General features: G+C 64.3%; 8 protein-coding genes and 1 pseudogene. 8 read left to right on the plus strand and 1 reads right to left on the minus strand.

Features of this window, described 5'->3' with window-relative positions; genetic code table 11:
- Nucleotides 1–185 (plus strand): annotated as a pseudogene (locus tag MAXJ12_RS37990) (hypothetical protein); the annotation flags it as partial.
- Nucleotides 186–289: 104 nt separating this feature from the next.
- On the opposite strand, the gene MAXJ12_RS36350 reads toward MAXJ12_RS37990, so the two are convergent.
- Nucleotides 290–1,087, minus strand: a complete 798-nt coding sequence (locus MAXJ12_RS36350; protein ID WP_008840571.1) for a BON domain-containing protein — start codon at nt 1,085–1,087, stop codon at nt 290–292.
- A gap of 217 nt (nt 1,088–1,304) precedes the next feature.
- On the opposite strand from MAXJ12_RS36350, the gene MAXJ12_RS32930 reads away from it, so the two are divergent.
- The 7 genes from MAXJ12_RS32930 to MAXJ12_RS32960 all read left to right on the plus strand — a co-directional run.
- Entirely contained in the window at nt 1,305–2,408 is a 1,104-nt protein-coding gene (locus tag MAXJ12_RS32930) for an inositol-3-phosphate synthase (protein ID WP_008840572.1), read from the plus strand.
- Nucleotides 2,405–3,004, plus strand: coding sequence for a histidine phosphatase family protein (locus MAXJ12_RS32935; protein ID WP_008840573.1), 600 nt, complete (start codon nt 2,405–2,407; stop codon nt 3,002–3,004). Before MAXJ12_RS32930 ends, MAXJ12_RS32935 begins: the two co-directional genes overlap by 4 nt.
- Before the next feature lie 22 nt (nt 3,005–3,026).
- On the plus strand, nt 3,027–4,130 hold the full coding sequence (locus MAXJ12_RS32940; protein ID WP_008840574.1) for a CgeB family protein: 1,104 nt from the start codon (nt 3,027–3,029) through the stop codon (nt 4,128–4,130).
- A gap of 1 nt (nt 4,131) precedes the next feature.
- Nucleotides 4,132–4,944 carry a nucleotidyltransferase family protein gene (locus MAXJ12_RS32945; protein WP_008840575.1) on the plus strand — a complete coding sequence of 271 codons (813 nt, stop codon included), beginning with the start codon at nt 4,132–4,134 and terminating at the stop codon, nt 4,942–4,944.
- A 5-nt stretch (nt 4,945–4,949) separates the two neighbouring features.
- Complete coding sequence (locus tag MAXJ12_RS32950; protein WP_008840576.1) at nt 4,950–5,708, plus strand: TIGR04290 family methyltransferase; 759 nt, start codon at nt 4,950–4,952, stop codon at nt 5,706–5,708.
- On the plus strand, nt 5,705–6,637 hold the full coding sequence (locus tag MAXJ12_RS32955) for a glycoside hydrolase 5 family protein (protein ID WP_008840577.1): 933 nt from the start codon (nt 5,705–5,707) through the stop codon (nt 6,635–6,637). The genes MAXJ12_RS32950 and MAXJ12_RS32955 overlap by 4 nt, the downstream gene beginning before the upstream one ends.
- 12 nt (nt 6,638–6,649) lie before the next feature.
- Nucleotides 6,650–7,256 (plus strand): PIG-L deacetylase family protein (locus MAXJ12_RS32960; protein ID WP_008840578.1); only part of this gene is annotated, 607 nt, incomplete at its 3' end.

Genomic DNA, 7,256 nt, shown 5'->3' on the forward strand with positions numbered 1-7,256 from the left:
TGGAGGAGGCCAAGGACGTGGCCGCCGAAGCCTATGGCGCGGCCAGGCAAGAGGCCGACAGGCAGGGGCTGACCGGAGACGATCGGGGCAGCGTGGCCGACCGGGTCAGCGAGGTGTTCAAGTCCGCGGCCGAACGGACCGAGGAATCCGTCCGCGACAAGACGGGCTCGCAAGAAAAACACTAGCCAGCGAAAACCTTGCCTCCAACTCCGGGAGTGATCCGGAATTAGGCAGCTTAACAATAGACGAAAAACCCCCTCCTGATGGAGGGGGTTTTGATTTGCGGCCGTCACCGCACCGGCATTGTCGCCGCGCCGGGGGTATACTGCTCGTTCTGCCTCACCCGGATGTTGTTCTGGACATGCGAGACGCCCGAAACGGCTTCCGCCAGATCCTCCGCGCGTCGCTTGTCGAAGCGGCTGTTGACCGTGCCGGAAAGCGTCACCTCGCGATCGTTCACGTCGACCTCTATGTCGGTGGCGTCGAGGCTGCCGTCATCGGTCAGGCGGTCGTTGACGTCTTCCTTGATCCGGTCGTCGGAGCGCGTGTAGCCCTTCGGCCCACGTCCGCGATACTGGTCCATCTCCCGGCGGCGTTCGGCTTCGCGATCGCCGAACCAGGACGAGACCTCGTCGCTCGCTCTGTCCCAGAAATCCCTGCCGCCTCGGTCGTAGTCACGCTCTTCGCCGCCATGGAAACGACCAGGGGCGCCAGAGCGCATCGACCGTTCGCGGCCGCGGTAATCGGAATAGCGTTCCTGCCCGCCATAGTCGGAATAGCGTTCCTGCCCGCCATAGCCGCCACCGCCGCGATAACCGCCTTGCTCACTCGAAAACCGCCCGCCGCCGCTGCTCCGCTCGTCATAGCCGCCGCCCTGCGAGCCGCCGCGGGCATAGTCGCTCTGGCCGTAGGTGCGGCTTCCCGCATAGCCGCCGCCTGAAAACTGCTCGCCGCGCTGCTGGCCGTAGTCCTGACCGCCCATGCCCGGCCGGCGTCCTCGCTCGTAAGGACCGCCATACCTCAGATCCTCGGTCTCGTATTCATTGTCATATCCGCTTCCGCCGGACCTTCCTCTGCCGTTCGCCATTTTCTTCTCCTTTGATTGGCTCCGCCCGTTTCTAGAACTGAACCGCCATCGACATGTTCCCGGGTTTTGCCGGCCCTGAAGTGGAGGCTCAAGCTGGGAGGGCGGCTGCAATCCGCGTCGCCGTTTTGGAGGCCACGGAGGGCCGGGAACAAACCGGGATGGTCGCGGTTAGGCGGGCTGGAACCCATATTTCAGTCGGCCTACAGGCGGTATTTTCATGAAGTCCAAAAAGGTTCGGATTGGGGTTGTGGGAGTTGGAAACTGTGCTTCCTCACTTCTGCAAGGCATCACCTACTATCGCAACACGCAGGGCAACGAGCCCGTTCCGGGGCTGATGAATGTCGATCTCGGCGGCTACCATGTCGGCGACATCGAGCTTGCCTGCGCCTTCGACGTGGCGTCGACAAAGGTCGGCAGGGATGCGGCGGAGGCGATCTATGCGCCACCCAACAATACTTACCGTTTCGCCGATGTGGCGCCGACCGGGGTCCGGATCGAACGCGGAAACACGCTCGACGGCATCGGCAAATACCTGCAGGACCAGATTGAGGAGGCCGACGAGCCGGTAGCCGACGTCACCGAAATCCTCGGCCGCAACGAAACCGACGTGCTCGTCTCCTATCTGCCGGTCGGATCGCAGCGGGCGACTGAATGGTATGCCGAGCGCGCACTGGAAGCCGGCTGCGCCTTCGTCAACTGCATCCCGGTGTTCATCGCATCGCGACCTGAGTGGCGCAGGCGCTTCGAGAAGCGCGGGCTGCCGATCATCGGCGACGACATCAAGAGCCAGGTCGGCGCAACCATCGTTCACCGCCTGCTCGCCAATCTGTTTCGCGAGCGCGGCGTGCGGGTCGACCGCACCTACCAGCTGAATTTCGGTGGCAATACTGATTTCCTGAACATGCTGGAACGCGAAAGGCTGGAATCGAAGAAGATCTCGAAGACGCAGGCCGTGACCAGTCAGCTCGATATTCCGCTGGCCGCCGGCGATATCCATGTCGGGCCGAGCGATCACGTTCCGTGGCTAACCGACCGCAAATGGGCCTATATCCGGCTTGAGGGCACAACATTTGGCGGCGTGCCGCTCAACGCCGAACTGAAGCTCGAAGTCTGGGATTCACCCAATTCGGCCGGCGTTGTCATCGACGCTGTACGCTGCGCCAAGCTGGCGCTGGACCGCGGCATTTCCGGCGCGCTCACAGGGCCTTCGAGCTATTTCATGAAGTCGCCGCCGCAGCAATTCACCGATGCGGAGGCCCGCGAGCGCACATTGCGCTTCATCGCGGGCGAGGACGAGCTGCTGCTCGGCGCGGCGGAATGACCACCACCTTCTTCCTTGTCCGGCACGCCGCGCATGACAACGTCGGCGGCTTTCTTGCTGGCCGGTCCGGAGGCGTCGTGCTTGGCGAGGCCGGTCTGGCGCAGGCCGCACGGCTGGCGCAGCGCATGCGCCGCGAACGCTTCGACGCCATACATACCAGCCCGCGCGAGCGCACGCAGGAAACCGCCATCGCAATCGCCGGCGCCTGCGGGTTCGGAGAGATCCGGGCCAATCCGGCTCTCGACGAAATCGACTTCGGCGAGTGGTCGGGCCGGACTTTCGACGAGCTGAACGACGATCCGGACTGGCGGCGGTGGAACGAGGAACGCAGCATCGCCAGGACCCCGGGCGGCGAGACAATGCTCGACGTGCAGGGCCGCGTGGTCGGCTGCATGGAAGCGCTGGCCGGGCAGCATCGCGGCGGAGCCGTGGTGCTCGTGAGCCACGCCGATATCATCAAGGCGGCGGTCTGCCACTATCTCGACCTGCCGGTGCAGGGCTGCTTCCGCTTCGACGTCGCGCCCGCATCGATTACCGCGATCGTCACCGGCGACTGGGGCGGCAAGCTGCTGGGGCTGAACGAGGTGGTCGCGTGAGCAATCAGAGGGAGCCGCAAACGTGAAGATCGTCATCTTCGGCCTGACCGTCAGTTCCTCCTGGGGCAATGGCCACGCCACGCTTTGGCGCGGCCTGATCCGCGCGCTGGCCCGGCGCGGCTGGCGCGTGACGTTCTTCGAACATGACGTTTCCTATTATGCCGGCGCGCGCGACCTCTATCATATCGACGGCGGGCAACTGGTTTTCTATGCCGACTGGGACGAGGTGCGGCAGAAGGCCGAACGCGAGATCGCGGATGCCGATGTTGCGATAGTCACCTCCTACTGTCCGGACGCAATTGCGGCGGCCGGCTTGGTGTTCGACGCGGTCTCGGCGTTGCGCGTCTTCTACGATCTCGATACGCCGGTGACGCTTTCGCATCTGAAGCAAGACGGCAGGGCCGACTATATCGGACCCGATGGCCTCGGCGGCTTCGATCTGGTCTTGAGCTATACCGGTGGCGCGGCGCTGACCGAACTTCAAACCGCACTCGGCGCGCGGCGGACGGCGGCGCTTTACGGCCATGTGGATCCGGACCAGTATCGGCCGGCAGAGCCCCGGCCCGACTTCGCCGGCGATCTCTCCTATCTCGGCACCTATGCGGCCGACCGGCAGGCCGACGTCGAGCGATACCTCGTAGCGCCGGCTGGATTGCGGCCGGATTGTCGGTTCGTGATCGGCGGCGCGCTCTATCCCCACGACTTTCCATGGACGCCGAACATCCATTTTGTCCGGCACCTGCCCCCTCCCGATCACCCGGCCTTCGACGCCTCGTCGCGGCTGACGCTGAACGTCACGCGGCGCGCCATGGCCCAGATGGGCTGGTGCCCCTCCGGACGCCTGTTCGAGGCGGCGGCCTGCGGCGCGGCCATCGCCACCGATATCTGGCAGGGCCTCGACGATTTCTTCGAACCCGGCCGCGACGTGATCGCGGTGCGGACAACGGAGGACGTGATCGCCGCGCTCGACCTGTCGGATGCGGAGCTGAAACGGATCGGACGAAACGCCCGCGAGCGGGTTCTTTCCGACCATACGTCCGAGCGACGCGCCCGGGAATTCGAGACAATCCTGTCCGACGCTTTCCAGTCCCGGCAGCCGCCGCACCAGATTTCAGAGGTAGCGTGACATGCTGGGTATCGTTCCAGCCGCGGGCCGCGGCAGCCGCATTCAGCCGCTGGGCTTCTCCAAGGAACTTTTGCCGGTCGGCAGCCGTGTCGAGGGAGTGGTCGAGCGGCCCTGCGCCGTAAGCGAATATCTGGTCCAGCGCATGATCGAGGGCGGGGCCGACAAGATCTGCTTCGTCATCGGACCGGGAAAATCAGACATCCTGGAATATTACGCGGGCGGCTACGGCGAAACCTCGGCGGTCTTCGTGGTTCAGCCGACGCCCGCCGGGCTATGCGACGCCATCTTCCGCTCCGCGCCGCTGGTGCGCGACGACGAGCCGGTGCTGATCGGCCTGCCCGACACGGTCTGGTATCCCGCCGATGGGTTTTGCGCGCTGCCTGACGACCGGCTGGCCTTCCTGCTGTTTCCGGTCGACCACCCCGAATTCTTCGACGCGGTGGTGGTGGACGAGGACGACAAAGTTCGCGAGATCCAGGTCAAGCAGCTGGACGCCGCATCCAACTGGGTCTGGGGCGCGTTCAAGATGCCGGGCCGCGTGCTCCACGAACTCAAGGCGCTGTGGCGCGCGCGCGACGGGCGCGACGAGTATATCGGCACTCTGGTCAACGCCTGGCTGGCGCAAGGCGGCGAGGCGATCGGCGTCAAGGCAGGCACGGCCTATGTCGATGTAGGCACATTCAACGGCTACCGCGAAGCCATCAACCTGCTCAGCCATGCAGAGGACGAGTGGACAGTGGCCGTCCCGGCGGGCCGGAGCGGAAACGGCCGTGACCGCGCCGGCTCGGCCGCGATCTCCGCGATTGACGGATAGCATCCATGCCACTCTCCAGCATCGAAATCCGCCGTCAGATCGAAGCGCTCGGGCCCTGGTTCCACAATATCGACCTTGCCGGAGTTGCGACAGCACCGGATCATTTCCTGGGCAACTACCCCTATGTGAAATGGCAGAAATTCGCCTCGGCCATTCCCACCGACCTCAGCGGCAAGAGCGTGCTCGACATCGGCTGCAATGCCGGCTTCTACTCGATCGAGATGAAGCAGCGCGGCGCCGACCGCGTGCTCGGCATCGACTTCGACGAGGTCTATCTCAATCAGGCCCGGTTTGCCGCCCAAGTCGCGGACATGGACATCGAGTTTCGCCGCCTGTCCGTCTACGACGTCGGCGCGCTCGGCGAACGTTTCGACATCGTGCTGTTCATGGGCGTGCTCTACCATCTGCGCCACCCGCTTCTGGCGCTCGACCTGATCCGTGAGCACGTAACGGGCGACCTGATGGTGTTCCAGTCCATGCAGCGCGGCAGCACGGAAGCAGCGGCGCTGGAGAAGAACTACCCGTTCTGGGACTACCAGCTCTTCAACGAGCCGGATTTCCCAAAACTTCACTTCATCGAGCATTGTTATGCCGACGATCCCACCAACTGGTGGGTGCCCAACCGCGCCTGCGTCGAGGCAATGCTGCGGAGCGCCGGCTTCGAGATCGTCGGCCATCCTGAACAGGAGGTCTATCTGTGCCGGCTCGCCGAGAAGAACGAGAACGACGGCGCAGTCTATCCCGCGAAAGGAAAGAGCGCATGATTGAAGCCGCCATGATCTGGAACGAACCCAACAACAAGTCGCATTGGGACCCCGAAGTCGATCCCGAATGGCTGCGTTTCTCTGAAATGGCGATTATGGCCGGCGACGCGATCGAAGCTGAAAACCCAGGCGTCACCAGAGTGCTCGGCGGCATCTCGCCCATCGATCCGCTGTTCGTGCAGCGCTTGCGGTCGCACGGCGTGCTTGACCATATCGACGCGATTGCGGTGCACGGTTTCCCGCTAGACTGGAACCTTTGGCAAATCCACGAATGGCCGGCCAAGCTCGACGAGATCCGGGCTGAGACCGATTTGCCGATCTGGGTGAGCGAGGTCGGCATTTCGACGTTCGGCGCCGAGGAAGTACAGCTCTGGGGCCTGAAGCGAACCGCAGAACTGCTGATCGGCAAAGCGTCGCGCATACAATGGTACAGTCTCTACGATTTGCCGATGGCCTGGGGCGCGACGACACGGCACCGCGAGGCGGAAGGCTCCTCCTACTACCGCCATTTCTACATGGGGCTGCTGCGCGAGGACGGCTCGCCCAAGCCGGCGGCGGAAGAATTCGCGCGGCACACCCCGGACGTCGGATTGGCTCAATGGTTTCATTTCGAGGATCACCGGCTCGAAGAAGCGGTTCGCTGGATGAAGCGGCTCGGCGTCACGTATGTGCGGACCGGGCTCTCCTGGGCAGACAGTTTCCGTCCCAACGCGCTCGACTGGTTCGACCGCCAGATGGAGGCGCTTGCCGATTTCGACGTGACGTTGACCTTCTGTTTCACGCCGGAGCATCGCGGAATGATGCCGCATCACACAAGCGCGCCGCTGGTTCCGGAGGAATTCGCCGATTTTTGCGCCGCGATGATCCGCCGCTATGCCGGAAGCGCCCGTGTCGCCGCCGATGAGCCCATGCGGCTTCCGGCGGCATGAGGAGCGACGGCGATGGAGCGCGCCAAGGCGGCCGTGCACCCATCGCTGGCCGCCTTCGCGCGGCTGCTTTCTTCGCCGATCGAAGGCTCCGGCGGCAAGGAACTCCTGGTCGTCGCCGCTCATCCGGACGACGAGACGGCTGGGCTGGGTAGCCAGTTCCAAGCGTTGAGGCACGTAACAGTCGCGCATGTGACCGATGGCGCGCCGATGGCATCGCTTGCCCGCCGCCTGGCTTGGCTTTTTGCCGCGCGCCAGATCCGTTTCGTCTGCACGCATCCGTTCGAGGGCGGGCATCCCGATCACGACGCCACCGCGTTTGCAGTGGATGCAGCCTGCAGACTAATGCGGCGGGAGGGACGTATAGCGCCGCAGATCATCGAATTCGCCTGCTATCATGCGGGCCCGGACGATCCCGTATTCCAGAACTTTGCTGCCGAGCCGGCGGCGCCAAGTCTGGAAATTCTGCTCGATGAAAAGGCCTTGGCGGCGAAGCGTCGCATGCTCGCACGCCACGCCACGCAGCGCCGCACGCTTGCGCCGTTCATGGCGAGCGTCGAGCGCTTCCGCGCCGCGCCGGACTACGATTTCCGCAAGCCGCCGAACGGCGGGCGCCCTCTCT

Origin of the sequence: Mesorhizobium alhagi CCNWXJ12-2, assembly GCF_000236565.1 — a bacterium.
In the GTDB taxonomy this organism is placed as follows: domain Bacteria; phylum Pseudomonadota; class Alphaproteobacteria; order Rhizobiales; family Rhizobiaceae; genus Allomesorhizobium; species Allomesorhizobium alhagi.

Coding starts and splice junctions, on each gene's coding strand:
- MAXJ12_RS32930 (WP_008840572.1), top strand. CDS start 1,305: ATGAAGTCCAAAAAGGTTCGGATTGGGGTTGTGGGAGTTGGAAACTGT.
- MAXJ12_RS32935 (WP_008840573.1), top strand. CDS start 2,405: ATGACCACCACCTTCTTCCTTGTCCGGCACGCCGCGCATGACAACGTC.
- MAXJ12_RS32955 (WP_008840577.1), top strand. CDS start 5,705: ATGATTGAAGCCGCCATGATCTGGAACGAACCCAACAACAAGTCGCAT.
- MAXJ12_RS32945 (WP_008840575.1), top strand. CDS start 4,132: ATGCTGGGTATCGTTCCAGCCGCGGGCCGCGGCAGCCGCATTCAGCCG.
- MAXJ12_RS32950 (WP_008840576.1), top strand. CDS start 4,950: ATGCCACTCTCCAGCATCGAAATCCGCCGTCAGATCGAAGCGCTCGGG.
- MAXJ12_RS36350 (WP_008840571.1), bottom strand. CDS start 1,087: ATGGCGAACGGCAGAGGAAGGTCCGGCGGAAGCGGATATGACAATGAA.